This window comes from Sulfoacidibacillus thermotolerans, from assembly GCF_003144315.1.
GTDB lineage: Bacteria > Bacillota > Bacilli > Alicyclobacillales > SLC66 > Sulfoacidibacillus > Sulfoacidibacillus thermotolerans.
This window is the reverse complement of the sequence record NZ_MPDK01000036.1, coordinates 1-13411: the sequence shown is the minus strand read 5'-3', so window position 1 is coordinate 13411 and position 13411 is coordinate 1. Positions and strand designations below refer to the sequence as shown.

14 protein-coding genes and 1 pseudogene are annotated in these 13411 nt (G+C 47.5%); all 15 read left to right on the top strand.

Annotated features, from left to right (window positions below; translation table 11 throughout):
- The first annotated feature begins 601 nt into the window (after nucleotides 1-601).
- The gene (locus BM613_RS13230; protein ID WP_146192823.1) at nucleotides 602-1075 is read left to right on the top strand and encodes a hypothetical protein; all 474 of its coding nucleotides are present in this window, start codon (nucleotides 602-604) and stop codon (nucleotides 1073-1075) included.
- Nucleotides 1068-2201, top strand: a complete 1134-nt coding sequence (locus BM613_RS13225; protein WP_109431620.1) for a CpaE/TadZ family protein — start codon at nucleotides 1068-1070, stop codon at nucleotides 2199-2201. Before BM613_RS13230 ends, BM613_RS13225 begins: the two co-directional genes overlap by 8 nt.
- On the top strand, nucleotides 2159-2965 hold the full coding sequence (locus BM613_RS13220; RefSeq protein WP_109431619.1) for an SAF domain-containing protein: 807 nt from the start codon (nucleotides 2159-2161) through the stop codon (nucleotides 2963-2965). The genes BM613_RS13225 and BM613_RS13220 overlap by 43 nt, the downstream gene beginning before the upstream one ends.
- Complete coding sequence (locus BM613_RS13215) at nucleotides 2949-4232, top strand: ATPase, T2SS/T4P/T4SS family (RefSeq protein ID WP_109431618.1); 1284 nt, start codon at nucleotides 2949-2951, stop codon at nucleotides 4230-4232. Before BM613_RS13220 ends, BM613_RS13215 begins: the two co-directional genes overlap by 17 nt.
- A complete protein-coding gene (locus tag BM613_RS13210) occupies nucleotides 4217-5101 on the top strand; it encodes a type II secretion system F family protein (protein WP_109431617.1) in 885 nt (294 codons plus the stop codon). Before BM613_RS13215 ends, BM613_RS13210 begins: the two co-directional genes overlap by 16 nt.
- A gap of 86 nt (nucleotides 5102-5187) precedes the next feature.
- Nucleotides 5188-5892, top strand: coding sequence for a hypothetical protein (locus BM613_RS13205; protein ID WP_146192822.1), 705 nt, complete (start codon nucleotides 5188-5190; stop codon nucleotides 5890-5892).
- A 12-nt stretch (nucleotides 5893-5904) separates the two neighbouring features.
- Entirely contained in the window at nucleotides 5905-6513 is a 609-nt protein-coding gene (locus tag BM613_RS13200; RefSeq protein WP_109431644.1) for a hypothetical protein, read from the top strand.
- Nucleotides 6514-6565: 52 nt separating this feature from the next.
- A complete protein-coding gene (locus BM613_RS13195) occupies nucleotides 6566-7030 on the top strand; it encodes a prepilin peptidase (RefSeq protein WP_181363168.1) in 465 nt (154 codons plus the stop codon).
- A gap of 16 nt (nucleotides 7031-7046) precedes the next feature.
- Nucleotides 7047-7499, top strand: a complete 453-nt coding sequence (locus BM613_RS13190) for a hypothetical protein (RefSeq protein ID WP_109431642.1) — start codon at nucleotides 7047-7049, stop codon at nucleotides 7497-7499.
- 29 nt (nucleotides 7500-7528) lie between these two features.
- Nucleotides 7529-9949 (top strand): hypothetical protein, encoded by a 2421-nt coding sequence (locus BM613_RS13185; protein ID WP_181363167.1) that lies wholly within the window; start codon nucleotides 7529-7531, stop codon nucleotides 9947-9949.
- Between the two features lie 40 nt (nucleotides 9950-9989).
- Nucleotides 9990-10544, top strand: coding sequence for a hypothetical protein (locus BM613_RS13180; protein WP_146192826.1), 555 nt, complete (start codon nucleotides 9990-9992; stop codon nucleotides 10542-10544).
- The gene (locus BM613_RS13175) at nucleotides 10545-10832 is read left to right on the top strand and encodes a hypothetical protein (RefSeq protein WP_109431640.1); all 288 of its coding nucleotides are present in this window, start codon (nucleotides 10545-10547) and stop codon (nucleotides 10830-10832) included. It begins immediately after the preceding gene.
- A gap of 21 nt (nucleotides 10833-10853) precedes the next feature.
- A complete protein-coding gene (locus tag BM613_RS13170; RefSeq protein WP_109431639.1) occupies nucleotides 10854-11786 on the top strand; it encodes a transglycosylase SLT domain-containing protein in 933 nt (310 codons plus the stop codon).
- A 24-nt stretch (nucleotides 11787-11810) separates the two neighbouring features.
- Complete coding sequence (locus BM613_RS15200; RefSeq protein ID WP_181363166.1) at nucleotides 11811-11972, top strand: hypothetical protein; 162 nt, start codon at nucleotides 11811-11813, stop codon at nucleotides 11970-11972.
- 42 nt (nucleotides 11973-12014) lie between these two features.
- Nucleotides 12015-13411 (top strand): annotated as a pseudogene (locus BM613_RS13165) (hypothetical protein); the annotation flags it as partial.

Here is a 13411-nt window from a genome sequence, read left to right as displayed (position 1 = left end):
TGGAAAAACTTCAAAGGAAAATGGGATACTGGTCGCTCGACAAAACGTGCCGCTATCGGCCTTGTACTAGGTGCAATTGTCGGGGTACTGCTCGGTGTTCTTTTTTCAGTAATGCACTAAACGCCTAAAGGTGTCATAGACCCCACGGCTAAAGCCGGGGGCTTGTAAAAGCCCTACTATGACCAGCCCGAGCGAAAGCTACGTTGGAAAAGTGCATACCCAAGGGTGCTTCTCCAGCCTTTGGCTCTATGGGACAGCCGTTAAAAGCGAGCAGGGGAGATGCAAGCGGTGCGGTTGTTGTTTTCGACCTTTTTCAACATGGGCGAGGAGAGACTTTTTAAGCGTTACCAGTCCCGTAAGGGATTTCGCATAAACACTTCACAGTTTTGCAAAGAGCGGATGGTTGGCAGTACGAAAAAAGCGTGTTGGTGCGCATGAAAGGAGAGAACCACCGCTTCCTCCCCACGCATAAATGCGGGGGCTTCCGTGGCGGGATTTTGGTGGGATTCGGTGGTTCCTGTTCTCGCACGAAGGAAAGGAACCACCGAATCCCAGAAAGGAAGTAAGGAACCACCGAATCCCAGAAAGGAAGTAGTGAAACTTGCTAATGGGTTACGTGTTGGGCGTTGTCGCAGGAAACTGGTTGTATGATCGTCTCTTTCATCATACACGTCGCGTAACCCGCTATTATGTTACGCGAGAACGTGATCGGGTGCTAACGATTAGTCACGAACCGCTCTTTTTTTACAAACAAGACCGTAAAGTGTTTTTTCAAGACCGTGAAGCAGCGTATGCCAAAATTGCCGCAACGCTTTCTAAACACAAACACATTGAGACGATCAAAACAGAAAGCGTGTGGTTGAACTACGCACGAGAAGGATGGACGGTAACGACCCACAAAAACACACGGTGGCATCGGCTGGTTTCCGTTTATTTTTACTGGATGAATGTGAACAATTGGGGGTCGTGCGAACGAAGTAAATCGTGGTGGGCGATTGGGAATCAGACGCTACAAGTGGCCACGATGACGCGCGAAGCGTTTATTGAGCGCTTTCGTCGAAAGGAGGTTGGATAAAACGCTATATCTGATTACAGATTGGGAAGAGTTGATTCCTTATTTTAGCGAAATTGCGCACGAAGTCACTACGACCTATCCCGAACCAAGAGTTGGCGATGCATGGATTGTAGATGAGTGGTTTGCAGAGGCAAAGAAGATGGAACAGGCGGTAATACGCGGAATTCCCGTGTTGTATTTTGGGACAGACCTCTCAAAACCGTTTGAAGGTGTTGAAACCATCACTGGCGATGAAATTGATCCCGCGCAATTGGTGGAGTGGGCGAAGAAACCTAAACGGAAAAATCGCCCGCGTTTACACGGACAGACCAAGCAAGGAAAAACCGTTGCTTTTGCAGGGCTTTTGCCCACTGGAGGTGGGGTAGGCAAGGACACACTCGTTGTGAATCTTGCGGCGTGGCTTGCGCAGCGAGGAAAGCGCGTGGCGGTCGTGGATTTAGACCCGTTTGGTACGCTCAAAGATCGCCTTCATGCCGAAACAACACTTTCTATCGACGTGTGGGAGGAACGTTTTTTTGGCGTTCCGCATTTGACGGATGATCTGATTTTACGCGCCGTCGTGCCAGTGAAAAAATTTGGATTCTTCTTGCTTCCGGCAAGTGATGAAGGGAAAATGGTTCGTCCAGAGGTTCTTGAACATATGCACCAGTGGATGACGGCTACTTTTGATGTGCTCATTTGGAATCTAGGCAGCGGAAACGCAGGAGAAAGTTTTGTTTCTGCTTTACGACAAGCGGATACAACTTTTCTGGTTGGGACGGGGGATCGTGCGAAGTTCAAGCGGTATCTCACGGTATACGAAGAGTATCAAGCATTGCTCCCTGAACCTCCTGAAGTGATTTTTAACAAGTTTTACGACAAACAAGCTCCAGAATTATTCGAAAAAGAATTTTTTCATCGCGATTTGTTTGGGTATGCACTAGAAGATAAACAAGTCTTTGAGAGCAATGAGAAGGGGGAAGCGGTCGTTTTAAAACAGCCACGCCGTCCGTTTAGTCTGTTAGTAGCAAGAATTGGGCAGAGGGTGTTAGGAGAAGAAGAGACGACTGAAAAAGAATTGGAGAAGAAAGGAGGGTTTGCGTTTTGGCGAAAATCTATCAAATCGCCCTCGGAGCAGGAATCGTAGGGGTGTTTGCATCAGGTGTACTCAATGTGATGGCTCTTCATGGGGCAGTCAAAACCATTTCTGTTGAAGAAACCAATCAAACGATTCCTGCTTATACAACGATCACACAAAATGAAGTACACGTTGTACAAATGCCAATCGAGGCGCTTCAAGCGGATACCATTACGCAAAATGTCGTCGGGAAAGTCACAACGATGTCGATCCCCGCAGGGAGTCCATTTCAAACGTTTGAGCTGTCAGCGCAAGGGAATCTATTTTCAACCATCCAACATCTTTCGCAAACCTATCCCAATTTAACATTTGTTCAGATTGACGTAGAAAACAACCTGTTGAGCGCTGGCGTTCAACCGGGACAGCATGTGACGCTTCTAGCGAACGGGACTGCCTTTCCAAACATTTGGGTGCTTTCTGTGAGTACGGATGTAAATGCAACCAATGGTGCGATCAACGCAGCCATTAGTTCGGCATTTGGACAAAACACACCCAATGTAACGGCCATGTTGATTGGTGCTCCTTGGGGAACGATTCAAGCGCTGATGAATGCAAAAAATGTACAAGTCATCGCGGGAACGGTTGGGGGTAGCGAGTTCCAAAATACGGCTCCCTATCCCACGGCATCAGCGAGCGAAGGCGCGCCGCCGCCGTCGGGATTAGCCCAACCGCCAGCTTCGTTTCAAAACGGGCCTTCTTCTTTGCCGATGCCGTCAGGAACAATGTCTTCAAGTTTGAGCAAAGGCGGTGGCGCAAATGTTGGGACAAAGTAAACCAGATGAAAATCTCTTGCGCGTTCAAAAACACACAACTTCAAAAGAAGTTGCTGCGTGGAAAGAGCGACTCGTCACGGAGAATAAGCGAGATCAAGAATTTTTATCCACGCTCCCCAAAGAGCAAGAAATGGAAATTCAGTTAGCGAAAATCGCACGGAAAATCGGTGTGCCGGACACTTTGCGCGCGCCGATCATCGAAGAACTTTTGGAAGACATCTATGAATATGGCGTACTGACTGAATTAAAATCACGCCCCAAAGTCACCACGATTTGGGTTGCAGGGAATGAGTGGATTGAATATGCCGAAGGCGGAAAAATCAAGACCTATCCGAAACGATTTGCGAGTATCGAAGAAGTGTACCGTTTTATCGAAAAGAAACTAGCAGGAACCTCTTTTCGTTATGCGCGAAACATCCCTGAAATTGACGCGATTCTCGCAGACGGCTCACGCTTTCACGTCATGCAAGGATCGGCAGGCGTGTCACGAACAGGTACAGAGCAACGGGTGAAGCGGATTCCGCTACTGACGATTCGCCTCTTTTCTTATCCCTATGCGCTTCATGAAATCGTCACTGACAATCGCCTTCGTACCTATCTGGAATGGTTGCCAAAGCTCGGTGCTTCTTTTGTGATCGCGGGGAATCAAGGGGCGGGCAAAACCACTACATTAAATGCGATGAGCGCTTTTGTTTCTCCCGATCATCGCTTGATCCTCATCGAAGAAGCGCCTGAAATGCAGCCCCTTTTTCCTTCTTCCGTGATTCGACTATGGAATCAAGGAGAGCTAGGGAATGTGCACTTTGTCAACATGATCAAAAATAATCGTGCAACCCTTCGTATGGGAGGGGATGTCATGATGATCGGAGAAATCCGCGACGAAGATACACTGTGGGAGTTTTTACGCATCTCAAACGTCGGACTCCATTTAGTCGCGGCGACTCTCCATGCGAACTCTGCGCAAGATGCTCTTTTGCGCATGCAAAATCTAGGGATGGCCGTTGCGCACCATCCTCCTCGTTCTACGGTTGCAGATATGATCCAACGGGGAATTTCGCACGTCATTTTTTTGCGACGTGAAGCGGAACACATGGGAATTGAAGAAGTGTTAGAAATCACAGGGCAGGCGCGGGGGCAAGTCATTGGGCGCACGGTGTTCTCGCGCGATGTTCGAACAGGTGAAGTGACTTTTCACGGCCTTTCGAAAGAAATGAAAGAACGCGCCATGAAAAAAGGAGTGCTTACCAAAGAATGGGTGGACAACTAGCACTTTTGCTTACCGGAATTTCTCTTCTTTTGATTGGACTTTCGTATTTACTTTGGCGATTTGAACGAGAAAAAACCCGCAAGTTTTTTCTTGCTACATCTTGGGAAGAACGTACACCTTTTATCACTTCACTCATTGCACGGCACGCACAGCGTCTTTCGCAAATGGGTTTGCGCACCACGGAAAAACAATTGGTGCTTGCATGGGCGGGAATTACGATCGTTGCAAGCGCGATTCCGCTTTTATTTGGTGATGCGTGGGTGATTTCTGTTTTGTTTGGCGTGCTGACGTTGGTAGGCGTTCACTTGGCTTTACGCCTATACGGTCTTCGTTTCGCACTTCGGTTGGAAAAGGGATTGCGTGAGTCTGCGTTGCCCATCGGCATTGAATCACTAGAAGCCACTGGGGATACCGCGCAAGCGATTGAAGATATTTTGCGGTTAAGCCGTGATCCAGTCATTGTTCAAGAGTTTTTGCGCGTGAGGACACTGATGAACACGCTGATGATTTCTGGGGAGGAAGCGATGCGAGAACGCGCGCGAGCACTTTCGATCAAGAGTTACGAATGGCTCGCCACGTATACGCTGTACATGCAACGGTACGGCGCGCATACCGCGCAAGCATGGCAAGATGTGGCCGATGAACTGGAAGAACGACAAACGTTTCGCGCTAAAGTAGCCACAAAAACGGCGTCTATTCGTTATGGAGCGTATCTTTTTGCGGGGGCGCTCTTAATCGGTACGCTGTTATTTGAGTCAAAAATTTCATTTCTGATGATCGGATGGATGCCCGTCTTTTTTGTAGGAACGATGCTTTCTGTGCTTGTTGGTGTGTATCGTTTGGTTCGATTAGGTGGTGATGCAAGATAAACGCGACGTGGATCGGAGTTGTAACAAGCGGTTCTCTCTTTTTAATCTGGCTTTCTTTTGTGATCCGGCCAATCGAACATCGGATAATGAATCGTAGGTTTTTGCCGTCGCGTTCTTCGTGGCTTTATGAAGAACGCATTGCGCGTTGGTTACAGCGGTCAGGGGTACAGATGACGGCAAGGCAATGGATAGGGTTTCTCCTGTTTTTTGCAATCGGATTTCCGCTTTTAGGGCTTTTTTACCCAAACGAAGAAAAGTGGTTGCTCATTGCAAGTCTCTATTTCGTTATCTCTTTTCTTTTGTATCCGTATCAAAAAGAAAAACGAACTCGCGCGCAAATGCAAAGTGATCTGCGTCGGACACTTCGGCTCATCGCAAAGTTATATCAGCGAAATGTAGACTCATCAGACATTTTGCTCATCGCGCATGAAGCGATGGAAGACGGCCCTCTAAAAGCAAAATTTCACGAGGCCATTTTGCGCACGAAAACAACGGATACTCTCGAAGATGCACTCATGTGGCTGGCGGATACGACGGCGTTACCCGCCTTACAACATCTCGCGAGTCGTTTGGTGCAAGCGACAAGATATGCAGAGATTCCTATCGGTGAGCAGTTGCTTCAGATGGCAGAAAAAGAGCGCGAGAAGGAACTTTTCGCGCAAGACCGACTTGCGGAACAAAAGCGGATTTCGGCATTGCTTCAAGCGGCTTTGTTGATCGCCATTCCGATGTTATTTCTTGTCGCGGGGTTCGCGTTTAGTTATACGTTCAAAGAATTTATCTCCTTTTAAGGAGGTGTCCCTTTGCTGACACGCGTTTTCTTTCTTAGCGTTTCAATTTCATCTCTTTTGGTTTGTTCGCCAGCTTTTGCGCTCACGACAAGCAGTACGTATACTGTCGGGTGCGCAAGTGACGGAGCCGCTTTGCTGACTACAGGAGGGAAGACAGAAATCATCCCTCTGACTGTCGGATGGTTTGGGATCACCGGACTCTACAATCCGCCACGTGCAGAGCAACAAGTAGAAAACATGGGGACGTTTGCGCCGACAAGTACATTTCCAGTGTATATTCGCCAAGGGGCGGCGTGGACGGATCGCGTATTTGTGTATCCGCCGGGGAATTGGCCCGTTACTGTGACAGAGAGCGCAACGATCACTCCCCCTTTAGGGGCGGTAAATCCCGAAACAGGGAACCTCTTAACGCCCCAAACATGGCAGACTACTGCAACTGAAGTAGCGAATCATCTGTATGTGGCAGGTTTTGTGCTTCCATCCGTTGATCCGAACGGTTCTGAGGTTTCGATCACAGTGACGGCAACGGATGCGTGCGGCTCACAAACAGACACAATTTCTAATGCGTTATTGGTTGCAGGGAGACCAAATTGGGACTTTACGGTTATCACCACGCCTTAATTTTTCACCAAAATACTTACCACCCCCCTTTTGTTTGAAGGGGGGATTTTTTGTGGATTTGTTTTTTGCTCTTTGGGCAGGGCTTCTTTTCATCACTTTTCTTGCCGCACGACAAGATATGCAAACGCAGACCATTTCAAACACGCTCATTTTTATCGGCGCGCTTTTTGCCCTTTTCTTGCATGGCGTTTTTCAAGGCGCGATGTCTGTACTATTCATGACGGCAAGCGCCCTTGCTTGGCTTTTTATCGGAGGAATTTTGTGGCGAGCAAATGGGATTGGGGGAGGTGATGTCAAGCTGTTCGCGATGATTGCTACGTTTACAGGGTTTTACGGGGTGGTGTTGATTGCGATGGCAAGTTTTTTGGCGCAATTTCTTTGTTTTTTGTGGCAATTTTCAAATGGAGATATGCGTCTACATCGGCCGTTTGCCCCTTCAATTTTCGTAGGGACGCTTGTAGTGGGCGCGTGGGCTTGTTTTCATCTTGCAAAAACACTCCACGTCCTCCCCGCATAAAAAAGGTGGGATTTTGGTGTCTGGTATTTTTTCGATGGTCCTGATCTTCCTCCCGTTTTTGCTCACGAGCCTGTGGGTGTGGAATGGGTATCATCAAATTGAGCAAGTGGATCAACAAGTGGTGCAAAGTGTGCGGGCAGCGGCGCTTGCAGGGGCAAGTGATCAATCGCAAACCGTTCAGTATAACGCCCAAGGAGAGGGAGCCATTTCTTATGTCATTAACCAAGCGACCGCAGCGCAGGGGGTGGATCAAACCTTTGATCAAAATCCACTGAGGGTTCCCGGTCTGACAACCACACCGCCTGTTGTCTCGTTTCCAAATGCAACCACGGTGCAAGTCACAGAAGACGCAACATATCGGATTCCAGATGTTTATGAAGCTCTTGCGACGTTTTACGGGGTGACAAATCAACAGGGTGTACTGCCGATTCGCGTCACAGAAGAGGCAAGTATCAAGCCGTCGTCATAGTTCCACGCTGAAAAAAGGTGGTGAAGTGATTGGAAGAGCAATTCAATATCCTTTTTATGACCCTGTTTGTTTCGGCAATGTTAGAAATTGCGGGTTTTTTTGGAATTCGCATGGACGAGGCGCATATCGCTCAAATGGCCGCTCAAAACGCAGCACGGACAGCCGCCGTAACGCCAAGTACCAGCGCAGTGGATCAAGCGGCATTAAAAACTATACAGGCAAGTGGTGCTCCCGTAACGTGGGATGGGAAACCGACACTTACAGATTCGGACGTCGCTATCTCACAAAACGGAAATCTCATTACGGCCACTGTACATTATCAAGCTCCCGTTGTTTTCCCGCAACTTCTTTCGTGGCTTGGGATTCAAGCAGGGCCTACGATGCCAATTACAGCGAAAGCAACCTATTACAATGAATGGGGGACAGGGGATTCCAGTTCATTTACGCCGTCTACTCAAACGAGTGGAACCAATGGAATCACTTCTCCATCCAGCACATCTTTTCAGGTGACACTCGCAACGACAGAGCCACAAACAACGGACACTACGTTTTTGAATGGGCAGCCAATCACTTTAACTGCCACATCAAACAACGATGTTTCATTGGCACAAGGGGATGCACTGCAAATTTATGATGAAACAACAGGTCAGTGGATAGGTGCACCTGTCTTTTCAGGCACAACAGATTCGGTCACTGTCAGTGGGACAAATGAAACAGATACCTTTGAGGCGGTGATTGCCCCGTGGGGAACAACTTCTGGAGAACTCGCGCAAAGCAATACGCTTACGGATACGTGGGAAGCAACACCTACAGATTCGCAATTGCAAATCGAAGCATCTGCGAACAACGGTGCGACATGGTGGCAAAATACAAATAACGGTAACGATTGGGTATGGAACGAGGAACCTGTCCTTCTTCAGGCGAGTCTAAAGGGGTTGTATTTGCCAAGCGGATATACGTTGTCCGTGGAAGATGAAACGACCAATCAAATCGTAGATACAGGTAGTGATGAATCTTCACTAGAAACAACCGTTCAAAATAACGCATCGAAACACAGTTATGCAGCAGTTTTGCAGTATAACGGGCAGACGTATTCCACTCAGTCCACGCAAGATGGAGATGTATCAGTCAACTGGAACGCGAACAACTCTTTAACGTTAAGCGATTCATATTTATCGAATGGAGAAGTTGCGTTTACCGCGACGGCGAATTTCCCAATGCAGTCTGGAACAGCAAACGGACCCTATACAGATTACATGTACCTTTACAATGAATCTCTTTCGCAGTGGGAACAAATACAAGGCGTGACGGGGGATCAAACACAGGCAAGCTGGACGCTTCCAGCTGGTTCTGATAGTGGGGATCAATTTGTCGCGTATCTGGAATCGACGACAACACCAACGGCGGGGACGTATCCACAAAGCGCAGCGCAACCCCCGCTCGAAAGCAATTCATTAGAGATACCAGTGGCATATACCGTTTCTCTTACGGCGCAGGGGAATGATTATAACAACGACATCACTCTAACTGCTTCGTTAAACCAGCCCTTACGCCCCCCATATTCTTTGATCATTTTGGAAAGATCGCAGGGTGATTTGTTAATTGCAGGTGCTTCCAGCGGCTCAAGTGTATCAGTTGAAGGCACGGCTGACACAGGAGATGTACATGTGTATGATTCGCAGGACGTAGCAGCGTTTAGAGCGATGGTTGTCAAATGGCCTAATGATGATCCTGCCACATGGGTTAATCCGAGTGTGATAGACGCTTTTTATTATGCCCCCCATGCTCAAACAAAATATTTCGATTGTTACATTCCCGGGCATTCCAAAACAACGGGTGTTATTGCGAAAAGTCAGACTGTATTTGCCATGCCCGGAAGCCTTACTGAAACCTATCAAATGCGGTATGAACAAACTGGAACGTACGAAGTTTACGAACAAACGGGCACACGAGAAGTTTATGAGCAAATCGGCACGCAAACGGAAAATGTACAAGTGGGGACTGAACAAGTTCAGGTAGGCACGAGAACGATAAGTTACTCTGTTCCCCACACAACTTGCACTGCAACGTGGTATGCAGGGCATTGGAGTGGTGGAGGCTACTGGCAAAAAGGAGGCTACTGGGATCAAACGACTCACCAATGGGTCAATACAGGACACTGGGTGCACGGAGGAAGTTGGATCGCGGGGCACTACGGCCCTCCCTATCATTACACCACCACATACACGACAGAATACAAAACGGTTCCCGTCTACAACACGGAACCCGTTTACCAACAAGAAACTGTCCCCGTATACGGCGATGTCAGTCAACCCGTTTACGGATATGTTGAACAACCCACCTACGGATATGTAGACGTACCTGTTACAGAATGGGTTCCTGTGAAACTCTTTCGTTCTGTGGACGAGCCTGTTGTTGGTGGTTTGCTTTATGTAGAACAAATCCACTAAAATACTTACTCTCCCCCTCGTAGTCAAAGGGGGGTTTTTTTTGAAACGATCGAGAGTGTTTAGAGTGTCTTTTTTGGCGATTGGAGTGGCTGCGTTGTTTTTAACAGGTTGTGGCAGTGAGCATTCAATAACGGAACAAGCCGCACAAGCCACGCCGACAAACGAAATTCACGTGCTTAGTGTCACTCAGCGCACGCATCTTGCGTCGAATCCTGCACGGTATGAGGGGCTTGCGCTCTCTTTGGCAACGGGCAAAAAAATCACTGTCTCCGTAAAACAGCAGCCACTTATTTTCTTTTCGCCAAATTTAGGGGGACAAGCGTTACTGCAAGAATTGGCGCAAGTTCATGTTTCGCCTACTCCGTTGCTCATTAGTACAGGATTCCCGTCTACTTTTACGCAACAGCAAGCGGTCGCAGAAACACAAGAACTGGTGTCACAAACCCATATCAGTTGGCCGATTGTGTATGATTTCACGAATCCGTTTGGCACAGTAATAAGCGGACTCCCTGATACGTATGTTTGGAAAAATGGGCACGTGTGGGAGATCCCTGGGGCATTGCCACACGCCGCGCAGTGGCAAAAGGCGTTGTAAATGGAGTCCAAGGATAGAGCAAAGGAAAAGCTGGCTGCCATAAAAGATGCAACGGCGATGGCTGCAAAAATGTCATCTGGCGATGTAATGGGTGCGGCACGTTCACTCCTTCGTAACAAAGAAGCAATTCGCACGATACAATCAGGGGTGAAATGGCAAGTGCTAGTGGGGACGGGGATTCTTTTGGTTCCCATCCTCCTTGTGGTTTTCTTTGTTGCCGCGCTTTCTGCGGGTTCAACGATTCAAAATCCAATTGAGATATTTTCACCTCAACAGCAACAAGAGTAGAAAAAACAATCGTCTCATTGGATGCAAACCATTCATTTATCTAATGGACAGATCGGGCTGACGGCAGAAGAAAAACAACAAATCCAGCAGCTTCACTTAGGATTACCCTATGGACTACTTGAAGCGTTTCACGAACTTGGAGCAAGAACGGATTCATCAAACCCTTATCGGACAATGGCTTACATTATTGCGAAATTGCAACCACGTGCAGCGTCGTTTGTCCCCGTTTCATTGCGTGTCGTTCATATCTTACACACAAAAAACGGCATAAAAGAATTTGTGACGTACCGAACCAAGATGGTGTTGAATACGATCACGCGATACAACGGTGTTTGGAAGACGCAGTGGGAAATAATTGGTGGAAGCGGAACGCAACACGTTGTGCTCTTAGGGGCGACGTTGATTCATAAGAATTATGCGCCACTGTACGAAGCGGAAAAGGCGTTTGATGTGTTGCCACGCATCAGTGATCAACAGCTGCTTTTTCGGCAAGCACTTTTGCTTGATCAAAATTTTTGTGACCCCGCCGCTTTATCTATTTTAGACGGCATGATCGGAGGGGGATTACCGCCTAGTAAAGGCGTTCCTTTGCCCCCGCAACAATTGATCGCGATTTTTCGAGAAGCCATTCGTATTCGCATGCAATATAACGCTACGCATGGAATCGCTGGAGGGGCCAATGAAACGTGGCTTCCCTATCTCGTGACCATCGCCTATCACGAAAGTGGATATAATCCCGATGCCTACAATCCGAAATATATCTCCGACGGTGGAAGTCCATCCGGGTTGATGCAAGTGCTTCCAAGTACGTTTCGGGAGTACGAAATTTCGCCTTATGACGACATTTGGAACCCTCTGGACAACGCGATTGCAGCCCTTGGGCGCATTCAAGGAGCTTGGACTGTGCCGTGGGACATTCCGGGCGTGGTTTCTGGCAAGTACAAAGGATACTAAGCGAAACAAAAGAAGGTGCGCAGTTTGTCGAATCCTACAATTTTAGGAAGTATCCTTTTGGTTGCGATGCTTCTCTTTTTGTTTGTTTTTCGTGTGGCCAAAACAATGATTCGGTTAGCAATTTTTCTTCTTGTTGTGGTGGGCATTTTGGGTATCGCGATTGATCCAACGCTGCTTCGATACTAAAATTTCTTACTCTGCCCCCTTTTGACGAAAGGGGGATTTTTTATGTCAAAAATGCCACCACCACCGCTTCGGCGGAACCCAAATTTGCAAGATGACGCTTCTCGCTCTTCGCAAAAAGAAGATGCACGTGGCACGTGGAGCGAAAGGCTCAAATCCTTTCAATTCGGCGAGATTCAAACGAAACCAGACTGGATGAAAGAAAAAAACCCGCTTGATCGAATAAAGAATTTTCGATTCGGAGAAACAAAAACGAAACCCTTTTGGTACAAAAACGAACCTTCTTACAAAGAGCGATCTTTTGCATGGACGCAAATCATTCCTTTCATGAACGAGGAATACAAAGAGGCGGATCGACTTCCGTCCAAACTCGTTCAAGGAACGGAAGTCGTCGCGTTTCGTTTTCAAAAGAACGAGAATGGGGAAATCGGGATTTATGTTGGGTGTAAAGAAACGAAAAGAAATCAACTAAAGAAAAACCTGCATGAGGAAATCATGCACATTGACTTGCAAGAAGTTTCTGAACCCACCTCGTACCCAACGAAAAGTCTACATCGCTATGGCGTTGTAGGGGGCATGTTGAACCTTGATGGAAGTTTAGAAGCCGTTTTGTCCGCTCTGGAATCTGGAAGTTATCTCGAACTGAGATTTGAGCAACGGCCCGCTTACGAATTCACACAAAGTCTTACAGGAAAAGGGGAAGCTCGTGACGGCAGAGATTTCTTTCAAACAGCCAAAAAAATTGCTCATGCCCTCAACCCCTTTGATGCAGAAACGGTCGCGGCAGCAGGAGGGACACCATTTTCAGGGAAACGTTCTTCTTCTTCTGCTGCTTCAAAAGAAAAAACATCCCTCTCTCCAGAAGAAAAAGATCGTCTAGCGCGTATTCAAAAAAGGAAAAGTGAAAACACCACGTATTATCGCGTGAAAATACACATGGGTGTGAAGGACGAAAACGCTCATGTGTATGAAAAAATCGCAGTCAATCTGAACCGACAGTTCGAAAAAGAACATCGCTTCGTTCTTGATCAAGGAAAAGGGAAAGAATCGGATTGGTTGTGGAGCGAGGAAGAACTCTCAAGGCTGATTCGGCTGCCGAACATGAAAAAAGAGAAGATGCAAAAACTGATTGTCGGGATGAAACCGGGAGAACAAACGCTTGACGATGATCAATTAACCAAAGGAATTGCCGTAGGCCGATTGATTCATCCGGTCAAACCGCCGCGTCTTGTAAAAATCCCGAAGCAGCAATTTTTGCGTCACTTTTTCATGGGTGGGAAAAACGGTTCAGGAAAATCATCTACGGCAATCCAGATGATTCAATCGATGCTAGATGATTGGGTGGAATCTCCAGATCAAGCGCCGGGGTTTACTTATGTTGACCCTGCTGGGTCTACTTTGACCATCGTCTTGAATCGATTGTTGCACATGGAACAGCAAGG

Bases quoted from the DNA above. Each gene is read 5' to 3' on its own strand.
- BM613_RS13215 (WP_109431618.1), top strand. From the start codon at position 2,949: ATGTTGGGACAAAGTAAACCAGATGAAAATCTCTTGCGCGTTCAAAAA.
- BM613_RS13170 (WP_109431639.1), top strand. From the start codon at position 10,854: ATGCAAACCATTCATTTATCTAATGGACAGATCGGGCTGACGGCAGAA.
- BM613_RS13205 (WP_146192822.1), top strand. From the start codon at position 5,188: ATGAATCGTAGGTTTTTGCCGTCGCGTTCTTCGTGGCTTTATGAAGAA.
- BM613_RS13210 (WP_109431617.1), top strand. From the start codon at position 4,217: ATGGGTGGACAACTAGCACTTTTGCTTACCGGAATTTCTCTTCTTTTG.
- BM613_RS13175 (WP_109431640.1), top strand. From the start codon at position 10,545: ATGGAGTCCAAGGATAGAGCAAAGGAAAAGCTGGCTGCCATAAAAGAT.